The following is a 13556-nucleotide window of genomic DNA, read 5'->3' as shown; positions in this document are numbered from 1 at the left end:
AGCCAGAGGAGTTTTCACATGAAGTTATGCAATCGCACCCTGTCTCTTTCATTTGCGGCGGTTCTGGCCGGTTGCCAGGCCTCCGGTGCGCAGTATCAGGCCAACGTGTTCGATGCCAGTCAGGTCAATACCCAGCAACCGGCGCGAACCATCACGATCATCACCGTCTCGCCGGCGCAGATTGTGCTGAGTAACAAGGACAACCAGAAAGCGGCGACTATGGCTGGCGGCCTGCTCGGGGTTATCGGTGGTGCAGTGCTGGGTGCCAACCACAACACGGATACGGCCATCGCCGGTGGTGTTGCCGGTGGCGCGCTGGGCGCGCTGGGCGGTTCCATGGTCAATGACAAGACCCTGGTTGAGGGTGTGCTGATCGGCTATTCCGAGAACGGGCAAACCTTCACCTCGACCCAGGTTGGTCATGCTTGCGAATTCAAGCCCGGGGAGATTTCCCTGATGGTCACCACGCGTGCCAACGAGACGCGCATTCAGCCGAATGCGGTCTGCCCTGAAGCCAGCAACAGTTGAGGTCCGTCATGAATCGCATCATTCTGGGGTTTTGCAGCATATTGGCCAGTATGCCGCTGCTGGCCGCCAATCAGTTTGACCAGTTGCATGCCCTTGAGCAGCAGCATCAAAGGGAAGTAGCCGCCGCAGCTGCCGAGCAGGCACGTCAGGCGGCTGCCGAACAGGCGCGGCTGGCCGAGCAGCGGCGGGTCGAGCAACGCCGGCAACAGGAAGCACAGCGCCTTGCCGACAACAGGGCAAGCGCACTGCGCAAGGAGAAGCAGGCTGAAGAGCAACGTCTGCGCAGCCGCGACGAAAAATATGAAGACCAGCTGCGGGCAATGGAACTGGAATCCCGCCAGCTGGAACTTCAGGCCAGGCGCGCTGTTACCGAGCGAACCGATGACTACATCGATGCCGACTTGAACGAGCAGGCCGCGCGTACCGATGTGCTGCAGTCGGGTGCGGATGCAACGCGCAATCTTGCCCTGGGCAACAAGGCACTGCTGGAAGATACCGGCAAGGCAGAGGTCAATCGTTCCAACCGGATCTTCGGCGACTGAAAAGGGCACAGATTAATTTTCCCGCCCTTGACCTGTGTCTATATGGGTAACTGCACTGCTTGTTAGTCTCGCCGCCAAATCTGCATCCAATGGAGAGTAACGGCATGACTTTATTGTGGACTCCCGACCTGGAGTTGGGGATATCGGTGATTGATAGCCAGCATCAGCGCATTGTCGACTACATCAATCAGGTCGATCACTCCCGACAGACCGCCAGTGCCGCCGAGCTCGCCGAGGTGCTGGACGAGCTGGTCGATTACACGCTGTCCCACTTTGCCTTTGAGGAAACGCTGATGGAGGAGGCGGGCTATCCCTTCATCAAGGCACACAAGAAGGTGCATCAGCTGTTTACCAAGCGCGTGGATGCCTTCCAGCAGCGGACCAAGGCCGGCGAGGATGTTACCGAAGAGCTGCTGCATGTGCTCAAGGCGTGGCTGGTCAACCATATCAAGCGGGATGACAAGGACTATTCGGCCATCGTCATCGAAAACATGGAAGCCGCCACCGAGCGGGTCAAGGCCCGCAAGGGTGGTTTTTTCAGCCGCCTGTTCAAATAAGACCAGACCCGCTACAGGGTTCTCCGAGCGCAGGAGTCAAAATGAAAATTGTCTGGGGCAAGCAATACGAAATCGGCATCGGCGTCATCGACAACCAGCACCAGCGAATAGTCGAATACATCAACGAGCTTGACCGCATCAGCAGCCTTGCTGCGCCCCGTGAAGCGGTGAAGGAAGTGTTCGACAACCTGATTGACTACACCTTTTCGCACTTTGCTTTTGAAGAAGCCTTGATGGAAGAGGCTGGCTATCAGGATGTCGATGTTCACCGGCTTTCCCACGAAACCTTCACCCGCCAGATAACCGCCATCCAGCAGCGTTTTGACCAGGGGGATGCGGTGATCGAACAGCTGTCCGAAGTCCTCCTGCAATGGTTGCTCGTGCATATCGCCAACGACGATGTGAGTTACAGCGCGCTGGTGAAGCAGAACATCATCGGCAAGGGTGCCGAGGCCCACAAGAGCTGGGTGAGTCAGGCTGTGCGCCGTTTCTTCGGCTGAGACGGTCGCACTGCCGGCCAGCCGGAGCGCTTGGCTTTACAGATGCCGCATCAGCAGTGCATGGCGCGGGTCGATGTCGGCGGGCAGCGGCAGGTAGAGCACGTGACCATCGCCCGGTGCTACCGAAGTTGCTTCGCCAGTAGCCTTCTCCAGCGCATCCAGCGTGAAGTGCACATTGCCCTGCGGGGTCATCAGCTCCAGCCGGTCACCGACGGCGAAGCGGTTCTTCACCCGCACTTCGGCCAGTTCGCCACGGCGTTCGCCGGTCAGTTCGCCGACAAACTGCTGGCGCTCCGACAGCGAGTTGCCGCGCTGATAGTTCTGGTACTCGTCGTGCACATGGCGGCGCAGGAAGCCTTCGGTGTAGCCGCGATGCGCCAGTGATTCGAGGTTGTCCATCAGACTCCTATCGAACGGCCGGCCGGCCACGGCATCGTCGATCGCCTTGCGGTAGACCTGGGCGGTCCGTGCGCAATAGAAGTGCGACTTGGTGCGGCCCTCGATCTTCAGCGAGTGCACGCCCATCTGCACCAGCCGCTCGACGTGCTGCACGGCGCGCAGATCCTTGGAGTTCATGATGTAGGTGCCGTGCTCGTCCTCGTAGGCGGACATGTATTCGCCGGGGCGCGTGCCGTCTTCCAGCAAGAACACCTGGTTGCTCGGCGCGCCGACACCGAGGGTCGGCTCCACTTGCTGTGCGGCGATCGGCTCATAGACATGCACGATGTCGCCGACTTCGTTCTCTTTCGCCTCATGGGTCTTGTATTCCCAGCGGCAGGCGTTGGTACAGGTGCCCTGATTGGGGTCGCGCCGGTTGATGTAGCCGGACAGCAGGCAGCGCCCGGAATAGGCCATGCACAGCGCACCATGGACGAAGACTTCCAGCTCCATGCCCGGCACTTTCTCGCGGATTTCGCCGATCTCCTCCAGCGACAGCTCGCGCGAGAGGATGGCGCGGCTCAGGCCCTGCTGGTGCCAGAACTCGACACTGGCCCAGTTCACCGCGTTGGCCTGTACTGACAGATGAATGTTCATCTGCGGAAAGTGCTGGCGCACCAGCATGATCAGCCCCGGGTCGGACATGATCAGCGCATCCGGGCCCATCGCCACCACCGGTTCCAGGTCCTTGAGAAAGCTCTTCAACTTGGCGTTGTGCGGCGCAATGTTGACCACCACATAGAACTGCTTGCCTTGGGCGTGGGCCTCGTTGATCCCCAGCGCCAGGTTGGCGTGGTCGAACTCGTTGTTGCGCACCCGCAGGCTGTAACGCGGCTGCCCGGCATACACCGCATCGGCACCGTAGGCGAAGGCGTAACGCATGTTCTTCAGGGTGCCGGCGGGGGACAGCAGCTCGGGTTTGAACGGGGCAGGCATGGCAATAAGCTCGGAGCGGAGGCAAAAAACGGAGCGGGATTTTACCTGCCGCTCCCGGCGGCGTGCATTGATCGCAGTCAGCTCTCCGGCATCCCCGGCATATTAGTTGCCCCACCTCGGCCATTGACCGCCTGATGTTTCCAATGCCTCAGGCTTCGTCATGTCGCTTACACATAACGTTTGGCTAAGGGACGGGCTTTAGCTCGATCCAGTGAGCGAAGCGAAGGGTTTGAACCAGTAGTTAGGTGTTTTGCGTGCGGTCTTCATAGTGGTGCCATATACGCAGAATCACGATAGTTTCGGTATGAGTTGCATACCGAATTACGTATTTCCCGAATATTGCGTCACGAATTGCTTTTGGGTCTGGAGCTAATTCGACTGCACGGCCCATTGTTGGGAATAGGCGAAGATTTTCGATGCGTGCAATAAGCTCTGCTGCTACGCGTGCTGCGGCAAGGGGATCTTTTTCAGCAATGAATGCCCGAAGACGAACCAAATCTGCCACGGACTCTTCTGAATAGACCAGTTTCATTGGCCCGCCTTCGGTGGTGGCAGTTCATTGGAGCTGCCCCAGCTTTGGAGCCAGGTGTTCACTGCTTCACCGGACACAACCTTGCCTTGTGCTACGGACTCCATTGCTTGCAGCGTTTCCTGCCAACGGCTTTGCTCTAATGTCTGGCGCTCGAAAAATTCTCTAAGTGCTTGATTAATAATCCAGCTTTTACTCCGATGAAGCTTTTCGGCCATGGCTCCAAGATTTTCTTCGAGTACAGGTTGTAGCCGGACGGTTGTGACGCTCATTGGGATGCCCTCCATACGTTTGAATGCAATGTATTACATGGTATTCATCGGGGCAAGCGTACGCTGATGGATGGTGGGCCAAAGCATCTAACGTTTGGTTAAGGGGCGGGCTTTAGCCCGACCCAGTGAGCCAGTTGTTAGGCTTTTATTTGTTACCATTTTGTTCCTCTGGTTTCCCAATACTCGATGGCTTTCATGTGCTCTATGTGAATTACCTTACTTAAATCATTACCAAATATTCTTTGAGGTAAAGAGTAATACCAAATTGAAGGGTAGACCCAAGCGGTCGGTGGTGTTAACTCTGACCTTGGTTTCAAATTTTCAGGGCAGTCCAATGTTGGATCGTAGTCGGGGCCGTAATTTTCTAAATAACAATTAATGCTGTTACTTCTATTTTGTCGATCAATATCCCTTTGCAATCGGCGCAACGTAATGCCATCGGAACTATTCGCCCATTTCTGATAGCTTGCAGTCGCTAATTCCGCTCTTCGCATTTGGTTGCTAGCATCAATAAATACTAGTCCGCATAAGAACAATATAGATCCAAAGAAAAAAATAATTATGTATTTATATTTTTTAATAAAACCTAGCATTCTCATTTTCCTTAAATTATCTATGTGTTGTTCTAAATGAGGTTTCGTATTTCTTGGTCTGCGCTCATTCCAGGAGTAGCCTAACGTTTGGCTAAGGGCGGCCGGAAGCGCAGCTTACGGACGTCCCAAGTGAGCGGAGCGAACGGCTTGAGCCAATTGTTATGAGGTCGATGTTGCACTATGTAACTGCCCAAGTTTCTTTTTTGCCTCTTCGATTTTTTCCTTCTTCTTCAAGTCATCAAGCTTCTCGTCAAGAATTATCTCAATGCCTACGCGTAACGTGTCGAAATGAGCCAGGCATGTGTTCTCATCTAGCTCGTGTATACCTAAGCTTAAGATAGAGTAGATGGATTTGTTCTCAACCAAGAAGCGAGGTAAATGCGTAGATAGAAGCTCAATTTTCTGATCCATTCTTGATCGATTATATTGTTCTTCTGTCACGACTCCATCGGCCAAGCATTGTTGGTAAGCCTCAAATATCAAGTGCTCGAAAATTCTTCTTAAATACACAAATGAACCTATACCAACGCCATTTGCAGCCAGCCCAATTGCGCGGGTAAATTCCTTTAGTTTTTCGTGAGATAAGAGTTTTTTATATTGCTTTATTTCTGAAATGTGAAAATCTGCAATGGAGGGGTGCTGGCCTACTTTTGTTAGGTGGTTCGTATTGGGGTCCCATAGTATGTAATATCTGAATTGGTCATCAGTTCTTTTGCATTTTATTCGCACGATCCCGTAGCCGCCATCTCTTACGAAAGACTCGCCAGTAGGGATTAAGTCAGTGGTTACAACAAAAGTGGATTCGACCTGCTTCCAGGGGTTATACCCGTCGAACTCTTCCTTGTTGTGATAGTCAATAATTTTCCTGAAGGTATCCTGGCTGTCATCTCCAATTTTCACCGGTGTGTAAATTGGAATATCAAAAAAGAACTTGCTTAGTGTCAAACTCATTGCTTGTCTCTCGGGCTGAAAGCTTCATAACTATAAGTAGACGACACAAGTGGCGTAATGTTTACCGCCATTTGTGTCTGATAACGTTCCTTGTTCATCCGTAACTCCTTGTCTACGCTGAAGTTCGCATAGGGAAATGCGACTTCAATCAGGGAGAGAAAACGACATGGACGACAAGCCCAAGCTGCTCGATCAGGTGCGCGAGCAGTTCCGTTTGCGACACTATTCGATTCATACCGAAACTGTCTATATCGAGTGGGTAAAGCGCTTTATTCGCTTCCATAAGTATCGCCAGCCACTGGAGATGGGCGCTGCAGAGGGCGAGGCATTTTTGAGTGATCTGGCGGTGCGGCGTGATGTGTCGGCCTCCACGCAAAATCAGGCGCTCTCGGCCATTTTGTTTCTGTACAAGAAGGTCTTGTTAATTGAGTTGCCGTGGCTGGATGGGGTTAGCCGCGCGCGGCGACCGCAACGTTTACCGGTGGTATTGAAGCAGGACGAGGTGGGCCAGGTGCTGGCACAACTTGATGGCACCTTGTGGCTGGTGGCGAGCCTGCTGTATGGCTCGGGTATGCGTTTGATGGAAGTGTTGCGCTTACGGGTCAAGGATGTCGAGTTTGCCTGGTTCGAGATTTTGATTCGCGATGGCAATGGGCAAAAAGACCGCATAACCATGCTGCCAAAAAAGCTGGTGTCTCCATTGCAGTAGCATTTACAGCGGGTGCAGACGTTGCACCGGCAGGATCTATTGGAGGATTTTGGCCGGGCCAATTGACCCAATGCGCTGGCCCGTAAATACCCCGATGCGGCTTCCGAGTGGGGCTGGCAGTTTGTTTTTCCATCCGCAAACCGCTCTGCAGATCCGCGTATCATCCATCGTTCTGCCAATACCTCGCGGGAGCAGCACGTGGCCAAAGTCAAAAGCAACGGAATCGAGATCGAATACGAAGAATTTGGTGCGCCGGACGCACCGGTATTGCTGCTGGTGATGGGGCTGGGCATGCAGCTGCTGGCCTGGCCCAAACCGTTCTGCGCGCTGCTGGTGGCGGCGGGTTTCCGGGTGATCCGTTTCGACAACCGGGATGTCGGCCTGTCGAGCAAGATCGAGGGGCGCAAGACGCCGGGCATGTTGCGCATGATCCTCAGCCTGCTGTTTGGCTGGAAGCTCAAGCGCCCGCCCTACACCCTGGATGACATGACCGCCGATAGCGTCGGCCTGCTCGATGCATTGGGTATCCAGCAGGCGCATATCGTCGGCGCCTCGATGGGCGGCATGATCGTGCAGACCCTGGCCGCGCGCTACCCGCAGCGGGTGCTCAGTCTGACCTCGATCATGTCCACCAGCGGTGACCGCAAGTCCTCGGCCATGGAGTTCCGCGACCTGCGCAAGATCTTCCTGCGCCCGCAACCACCGGCCAATGCCACCCGTGACCAGGTGGTCGAACACATGGCGACCACCGCGGAATACGTGGGCAGTGCCGAACACCTGCGCGAGGTCAGCCACCTGCGTGCCATGCTCAGCGAGAGTTTCGACCGCGGCTATTACCCGGACGGCTTCCTGCGTCAGACCTGCGCCATCGTCGCCCATGGTTCGCGCCGCGATCTGTTGCGGCAGATCAAGGCACCGACGCTGGTGATTCACGGCAAACGCGACATCCTGGTGCCACCGAGCGGCGGGCTGGACACCGCTGTGCATATCCACGGCGCCCGCCTGAAGCTGATCGACGACATGGGCCATGACCTGCCGCCGGCGTTGTGGCCGGCTATCAGCGGCCTGATCATCCGGCATTGCCAGCAGGCACCACAGCCGGCCAGCGCAGCTAACGCGTCCGCTGCCTGATAGATGCGCAGCAGTAACCCCGCCCAGGCGGCCGCGCCAGGCCGCGCCACCCTGCTTTTGCTGGCCTCGCTGTATTGTGCGCAGGGGCTGCCGGCCGGGCTGATGGCCCATGCGCTGCCGGTGCTGTTACGCCAGCACGGCGTCGATCTGGCGCTGATCGGCCTGCTCAAATTGCTGGCGCTGCCGTGGCTGCTCAAGGTGTTGTGGGCGCCGTGGATCGACCGTCTGGCCTCGCGCCGCCTGGGCCATCACCGTGGCTGGATTCTGCCGCTGCAGGCCGGTATTACTCTGGTTATCGGTGCGCTGGCGTTGCTCTCTCCGGAAGACCTGTTCAGCCGTCAATTGTGGCTGCTGCTCGGTCTGTTGCTGCTGGTCAATCTGGCCGCAGCGACCCAGGACATCGCCACCGATGGCCTCACCGTGCGCCTGCTGCCGGAGCGCTGGCGCGGGCTGGGCAACAGCCTGCAGGTGGGCGGTTACAAGATCGGCATGCTCGTCAGCGGCAGCGGCCTGTTGCTGGCCATCGATGCGCTGGGCTGGAATCTCAGCCTGGGAATCGTCGCCATGCTGTTGTTGCTGCTGACCCTGCCGGTCTGGCGCTTTCGGGAAAACCGCCTGTTGCCGCGGCACGACGAACTGGCCGAACGTAGCGGGGGCCCGGGGTTGTTGCTGAGGCACTATCGCGGCCTGCTGGCGCTGCCCGGCATGGCGACCTGGCTCGCCGTGGTGCTGACCTTCAAGCTCGGCGATGCGCTGGGTTCGCCGATGATCAAGCCGCTGCTGGTCGATCAGGGCTGGAGCAATGCGGCACTCGGTCAGCTGACCCTGATCACCAGTCTCGCCGGCATCGGCGGTGCCCTGCTTGGCGGCCTGCTGTATGCGCATCTGGGTGCGCGACGCTCGTTGCTGGGCTTCGGCGCACTGCAGGCGGTCGGCATTGCCGGTATGGCGGCGCTGGTCGGGGCGGGCGCGGATGTTCCGCTGGTCTATGCCATCAGCCTGTTCGAACAGGTGGCCGATGGCATGTCCACGGTGGCGCTGTTTGCCGTGATGATGAGCCATTGCCGGGCCGAGCACGAAGGCGCGGATTTCACCCTGCAGGCCAGCGTACAACTGCTGCTCGCCGGGCTGGTCGGTGCCAGTAGCGGCTGGCTGGCACAGACCCTGGGTTATCCGGCATTGTTCGTGCTGGCCGGTCTGCTCGGTCTGGCCATGCTGCTGGTGGTCGAGCGCTATTTCCGGCACCGGTCAGTTACCATCGCGACGGTGTAATGGGCGGATTTATCCGTCATTATTCAGCAAACGCCGGCGCTCATCAGGCGCTGGCGAAATTGCCCGATTAAGGTATTGTGGCACCGCTAATGCCTTTATGTGGCTCGCAACACTTCACCCAACAGATCTCCCGAGGACTTTCATCCGTGGCCAATAAATTCAATAAATGCCGCCAGCCTGAAACGGTCGGACATGCGCCTGCCAGACAAATGCTGGCCGCTGCCGTCATGCTGCTCGCCAGTGGTTTTGCCCAGGCAGCAGTCACTCCGGAACAGGCGGCCCAGCTCGGCACCACGCTGACGCCGATCGGTGCAGAGATGGCCGGGAATGCTGCGGGTACGATACCGCCCTATACCGGCGGCCTGCCCCAGGATCTGACGCCACCCGGCTACACCCCCGGCGATAGCATGCTGCCGGACCCGTTTGCCGGAGAAAAACCGCTGCTGGTGATTACCGGGCAGAACCGCGACCAGTACAAGGACCAGCTGACCGCAGTGACCTACGAACTGCTGCGGCGCTATCCGAGCTACCGGGTCGATGTTTACCCGACTCACCGCAGCGTGCCACTGGCCGAGCACCAGATAAAGAACGCCAGGATCAACGCGACCAACGCCCGCACCGGTGAGGGCGGCCTGGCGCTGGAAAATGCCGTGCCCGGCGTTGCCTTCCCGATTCCGCAAACCGGTTATGAGGCCATGTGGAACCACCTGTTCGGTGTGCCCGGTCTGCTCGATCACGAGTTCAATACCCGTTATGAGTCGTGGAACATGGCCTCCGACGGCACACCGATCCTGGCCACCAGTGGCGAGGTATGGGGCGGCTCGCCGCTGGCCACTACGGAAAATATCAACAAGGTGGTCGGGCCTTCGGATGTCTACGGGCGGATCAAGGTCAAGTACAACGAGCCGGCACGCCGTGCCGGTGAAGCAATCATGGGCCAGGATGCGGTCAATCCGCTGGTGCAGCCGCGCCGCGCCTGGCAGTACCTGCCGGGTCAGCGGCGGGTCAAGCTGGCGCCGGATATCGCCTACGACACGCCCAACCCGGGAACGGCGGGCAGCAGCACCTATGACGATGTCGGCATCTTCAACGGCGCCATGGATCGCTTCGACTTCAAGCTGATCGGCAAGAAGGAAATGATCATTCCCTACAACAACTACAAGCTGAACTACGAAAAGGAGCCGGCCAAGTACGTTACCGCCAATCACCTGAATCCGGATTTCCTGCGCTGGGAACTGCACCGCGTCTGGGTAGTGGAAGCGACGCTGAAACCGGGCAAGCGGCACATCTACAAAACGCGCACCTTCTATCTCGACGAGGATAGCTGGCGTGCCGTGGCATCCGACGAGTATGACGGCAACGACGAGCTCTACCGTGGCGGTTTCGCCCATGGCAGCGTGGACTGGTATAACCGCACCGGCGCCGCCAACAGCGTGATCTACGACCTGATTGCCGGGCGTTACAACGTCTCGGGTATCTTCGGCCCGTTCGGTGGCATCAAGCTGATCAAGCCGCTGTCCAAGGCGCAGTGGTCACCGCAATCGCTGGCAGGCGCCGGGATTCGCTAAGGCGGCTTCAGGCTGCACTCATGCAAACGGCGCCGGGCAGGCGCCGTTTGCATTTCAGGCCAGATACGGACGGATATCCACCTCGTCGATCAGCGCCGCAGGCATGTAGCGCGCTGCGTACTCCAGATACACCCCCGAGCGCAGGAACAGGGCAAACAGTTCGCCGTCAATGTGTTGCTCCTGCTGCATCAGGCCCATGATCCTGATCGCATCGGAAAGGGTCTTGCCTTTCTTGTACGGGCGATCGACGGCAGTCAGCGCCTCGAAAATGTCGGCGATGGCCATCATCCGCGCCGGCAGGCTCATCTGTTCACCGGTCAGGCGTCTGGGGTAACCGTTGCCATCCATCTTCTCGTGGTGGCCGCCGGCGATTTCCGGCACCCTGCGCAGGTGCCGCGGGAACGGCAGTTTCTCCAGCATGATGATGGTCTGGATGATGTGCTCGTTGATCTTGTAGCGTTCCTCCTCGGACAGCGTGCCGCGCGCCACACAGAGGTTGTAGAGTTCGCCACGGTTGTACAGATACTCCGGCACGCGCACCTTGAAGCCCCACGGATTGTTCTCCGCCAGCTGGTCACGCGGGCCGCGCAGGAACAGGTGTTCGGGCTTGTCGGCCAGCAATGCTTCGCTAACCGGTAGTGCGGCTTCCGGGTTGCGTTCCTTGCGCTGGCGCTCCTCGTAGGAAATCCCCAGACGGTCGGAGAGGGTGCGTTGCCAGCTCAGGCTGGCGATGCCACGCATGCGTTCGACATGTTCCGTCGCCATGAACTCGCCGCCCTCGTTGCAGCGGGCGACAAAGGCGAAATCGTCATCCAGCTGGTGCAGTTGCTGGCGCAGCGCGTTGTGCAGGGCATCGGCATCGCCTCCGGCGGCGATGGCCTTCAGGCAGGCGATTTCGGCATCGCGCTTGAGCACTTCAAAGCGCATGCGCACTTCGTGGATGCGGTCGTAGAGGGTTTCCAGTTTGGTCGCCTTGTCGACCACGTATTCGGGGGTGGTGACTTTGCCGCAATCGTGCAGCCAGGCGGCAATATGCAGCTCTTCCCACTGGTTGTCGTCGAGGCTGAAGCTGGCGAACGGCCCCTGTTGTTCGGCGCAGGCGGCGCGGGCAAGCATCTTGGTCAGCTCCGGCACCCGCTGGCAATGGCCGCCGGTATAGGGGCTCTTGGCATCGATGGCGCCGGCAATCAGCTGGATGAAGGACTCCAGCAGGATCTTCTGTTCCTCGATCAGGCGCTGGGTATTCAGCGCCACGGCGGCAGTGGTCGAGAGTGTCCTGACAAAGGCCATCAGCTCCGTGCTCAGCGGATTGCGGCTCTGGTCGACCAGCAGCGCCAGAACGCCGAGCAGTTCACCGGCGCGGTTGTGCAGGGGCAGCACCCAGAGGCTCAGGCTGTGGGCCACCTCGGTCAGCGCCGGGAAGTAGCTCTGCAACTCGTGGGTCGTCAACTCGCGCGGCGGCACTCCTTCGTCCAGTGCCTGTATCAGTGGATGCGTGCTATCGGCACGGGTGTCCAGCAGCTGCTGGCCATGGCCATCGAGCAGATTGTTGCCCTGCCGCACCCGCGCCAGATCCAGATGACGGGCATCGCCATCGGCCAGATAGATCAGGCTGGCATCGGCATTGGTGACCGACTGCATTTCACTGAGCAGGCGGGCCAGCAGACTGTTGAAGTTGCTTTCACTGGCCAGTGCGGTGGACAGCTGCAGGAAGCGCTTGATGGTGCTCTTCATGTTGCCCATGGCGTGCGCCAGATCGACCACCTCGGCGATCTGTGACTCGACATCGAGCGGCTCCTCGAAGTCGAAGCGCTCGATCTTGCCGGCCTCGTGGGTCAGCGCGGCCAATGGCCTGGAGGCCAGCCGCGAGAGGGCAAGGGCGGCGAGAATACCGAGCAGAAACAGCGCGATGACGATGTAGAGGCTCTGTTTCAGACTGGCGTAGGCACTGGCCAGCAACTCGGCATGGGGTGCCGCGATCCACAGGGTCAGGGTGCTGTCGGCCATCTTCAGGGGAAAGGCACCGCCTTCCCAGTTATCGCCCTCAACATCCTCTATGTGCATGATCGCGGTGGTGCCCGGCGGCGTATCGCTGACCAGCTTTCTCAGTATGGGCAGGTCGAGGTCGTTGAGTGTCGGTAGCCGGCCCCGGGCATTTTCGACCGGCACCATCTCGACCGGACCACGTTCGGAGCTGAGCACTTCGCCTTTGTCATTGAGCAGCACCAGCCGGGTACTCGGCGTCACCACATTCTTGCGCAGTATGTGGTTGACCGAGCGCAGGGTGATGTCGACGCCGGCCACGGCCAGGCCATTGTCGGTTTCGGTAGCGAAGGTACTGCCGACCTCGCCGGTACTGGAAAACACGTAGGGAGGCTGCACGTACAAGCCATCGGTGGCCAGCGCTTGCGTATACCAGTCACGGGTGCGCGGGTCATAGTGATAGTCGGGTTTGACGCGGCGCTCGATCAGCTGCAGGTCGGTGGTGAAGAACAGGTGCTCGCCCAGTGCCTGGCCATCCACCACCTGAATGCTCTGCACCATCCAGCCGGTGCCGGGTGGCGCATTGAACAGCGCCTGCAACTGCGGGTCGTCATGCCAGGGCCGCAGCAGGAAGAAGTCGCCGGTTTCGTAGCCCATGTACATGGAGTTGGCATTGGCTTGTGCCTGCAGCGCCGTGGCCAGCCAGGGCAGGCTTTCCAGGCGTTGTGCCAGCGAGGTGGCGCGCATTAGGCGCTGCTTGGCCAGCAGGGCCGAGCTCAGCGCGGCGCCGCTGAAGGTGTGCTGGATATCCTCGGTGGCCCGTTCGCCGATCAGCTCGAAGCGATGACCGACCTCGGTGGTGATCAATCGGCTGGTTTCGCTGAACTGGAAGGCGTTGAGGATGATCGCGAACACCGCCAGCAGGCCGATGAACAGGTAGGAGATGTGCACGGAAAAGGGAATGCGGCGCGATGGCACAAGCGTGCTCCTTGATGGTTCCGAATCCACTGACTATAGAGTGTCCAGCCGGCAATGCAGCCTGCGCCG

Annotated in this window: 14 protein-coding genes; 8 read left to right on the top strand and 6 right to left on the bottom strand. The window is 58.7% G+C overall.

All coding sequences use genetic code 11. The features are described 5' to 3' along the window. Positions 1 to 18: 18 nt before the first annotated feature. The 4 genes from BLT89_RS16270 (at position 19) to BLT89_RS16255 (ending at position 2127) form a co-directional block, all read left to right on the top strand. Entirely contained in the window at positions 19 to 528 is a 510-nt protein-coding gene (locus BLT89_RS16270) for a hypothetical protein (RefSeq protein WP_090197854.1), read from the top strand. Positions 529 to 536: 8 nt separating this feature from the next. After that, the gene (locus tag BLT89_RS16265) at positions 537 to 1070 is read left to right on the top strand and encodes a DUF5384 family protein (RefSeq protein ID WP_231975039.1); all 534 of its coding nucleotides are present in this window, start codon (positions 537 to 539) and stop codon (positions 1068 to 1070) included. 104 nt (positions 1071 to 1174) lie between these two features. Next, on the top strand, positions 1175 to 1627 hold the full coding sequence (locus BLT89_RS16260) for a bacteriohemerythrin (RefSeq protein ID WP_090197851.1): 453 nt from the start codon (positions 1175 to 1177) through the stop codon (positions 1625 to 1627). A 41-nt stretch (positions 1628 to 1668) separates the two neighbouring features. Continuing rightward, on the top strand, positions 1669 to 2127 hold the full coding sequence (locus tag BLT89_RS16255; protein WP_090197848.1) for a bacteriohemerythrin: 459 nt from the start codon (positions 1669 to 1671) through the stop codon (positions 2125 to 2127). A gap of 36 nt (positions 2128 to 2163) precedes the next feature. Here the strand turns inward: BLT89_RS16255 and trhP are convergent, their stop codons facing one another. The 5 genes from trhP to BLT89_RS16235 all read right to left on the bottom strand — a co-directional run bounded on the left by trhP (position 2164) and on the right by BLT89_RS16235 (position 5846). Then, positions 2164 to 3501 (bottom strand): prephenate-dependent tRNA uridine(34) hydroxylase TrhP, encoded by a 1338-nt coding sequence (gene trhP / locus BLT89_RS16250; protein ID WP_090197843.1) that lies wholly within the window; start codon positions 3499 to 3501, stop codon positions 2164 to 2166. A gap of 241 nt (positions 3502 to 3742) precedes the next feature. After that, positions 3743 to 4033: a type II toxin-antitoxin system RelE/ParE family toxin gene (locus BLT89_RS16245; RefSeq protein ID WP_090197840.1), complete on the bottom strand. Its 291-nt coding sequence runs from the start codon at positions 4031 to 4033 to the stop codon at positions 3743 to 3745. Beyond that, positions 4030 to 4302, bottom strand: a complete 273-nt coding sequence (locus BLT89_RS16240; protein ID WP_090197837.1) for a CopG family ribbon-helix-helix protein — start codon at positions 4300 to 4302, stop codon at positions 4030 to 4032. The genes BLT89_RS16245 and BLT89_RS16240 overlap by 4 nt, the downstream gene beginning before the upstream one ends. A gap of 152 nt (positions 4303 to 4454) precedes the next feature. Then, positions 4455 to 4895 carry a hypothetical protein gene (locus tag BLT89_RS17765; protein WP_157718897.1) on the bottom strand — a complete coding sequence of 147 codons (441 nt, stop codon included), beginning with the start codon at positions 4893 to 4895 and terminating at the stop codon, positions 4455 to 4457. A gap of 159 nt (positions 4896 to 5054) precedes the next feature. After that, positions 5055 to 5846, bottom strand: a complete 792-nt coding sequence (locus BLT89_RS16235; protein ID WP_090197834.1) for a hypothetical protein — start codon at positions 5844 to 5846, stop codon at positions 5055 to 5057. Between the two features lie 166 nt (positions 5847 to 6012). Between BLT89_RS16235 and BLT89_RS16230 the strand changes: the two genes are divergently transcribed. From BLT89_RS16230 to BLT89_RS16215, 4 genes are all read left to right on the top strand, one after another. Then, complete coding sequence (locus tag BLT89_RS16230) at positions 6013 to 6555, top strand: phage integrase N-terminal SAM-like domain-containing protein (protein WP_231975038.1); 543 nt, start codon at positions 6013 to 6015, stop codon at positions 6553 to 6555. 198 nt (positions 6556 to 6753) lie between these two features. Further along, positions 6754 to 7686: an alpha/beta fold hydrolase gene (locus tag BLT89_RS16225; RefSeq protein ID WP_231975037.1), complete on the top strand. Its 933-nt coding sequence runs from the start codon at positions 6754 to 6756 to the stop codon at positions 7684 to 7686. A 3-nt stretch (positions 7687 to 7689) separates the two neighbouring features. Further along, a complete protein-coding gene (locus tag BLT89_RS16220; RefSeq protein ID WP_090197832.1) occupies positions 7690 to 8958 on the top strand; it encodes an MFS transporter in 1269 nt (422 codons plus the stop codon). Positions 8959 to 9167: 209 nt separating this feature from the next. Continuing rightward, positions 9168 to 10526 (top strand): DUF1329 domain-containing protein, encoded by a 1359-nt coding sequence (locus tag BLT89_RS16215; RefSeq protein WP_090197829.1) that lies wholly within the window; start codon positions 9168 to 9170, stop codon positions 10524 to 10526. A 54-nt stretch (positions 10527 to 10580) separates the two neighbouring features. Here BLT89_RS16215 and BLT89_RS16210 read toward each other — a convergent pair whose 3' ends face one another. Then, positions 10581 to 13487, bottom strand: coding sequence for an HD domain-containing phosphohydrolase (locus BLT89_RS16210; RefSeq protein ID WP_090197827.1), 2907 nt, complete (start codon positions 13485 to 13487; stop codon positions 10581 to 10583). Positions 13488 to 13556 lie beyond the last annotated feature (69 nt).

Origin of the sequence: Pseudomonas pohangensis (assembly GCF_900105995.1) — a bacterium.
GTDB classification, from domain to species: domain Bacteria; phylum Pseudomonadota; class Gammaproteobacteria; order Pseudomonadales; family Pseudomonadaceae; genus Aquipseudomonas; species Aquipseudomonas pohangensis.
Note: the sequence above shows the minus strand (reverse complement) of the source record. Positions and strands in the feature narration are given on the sequence as shown.